The sequence below is a fragment of the Cobetia sp. 1AS1 genome (assembly GCF_029846435.1).
Classification (GTDB): domain Bacteria; phylum Pseudomonadota; class Gammaproteobacteria; order Pseudomonadales; family Halomonadaceae; genus Cobetia; species Cobetia amphilecti.
On sequence record NZ_JARWKU010000039.1, the window covers coordinates 1 to 228 of the forward strand.

A 228-nucleotide genomic window follows, 5' to 3' on the forward strand; every position below is an offset into this window, starting at 1 on the left:
TCTAAGTACCCGGAGGAAAAGAAATCAACCGAGATTCCCCAAGTAGCGGCGAGCGAACGGGGACCAGCCCTTAAGCGATACAACTGACAGACGAACAAGCTGGGAAGCTTGACGATACAGGGTGATAGTCCCGTAGTCGAAGTCTGAGTATCGTGAAATCGAGTAGGTCGGGGCACGAGAAACCTTGACTGAACATGGGGGGACCATCCTCCAAGGCTAAATACTCCT

General features: G+C 52.2%; 1 rRNA gene. It reads left to right on the top strand.

The features are described 5' to 3' along the window. A 23S ribosomal RNA gene (locus tag QD280_RS17870) occupies positions 1 to 228 on the top strand; the annotation flags it as partial.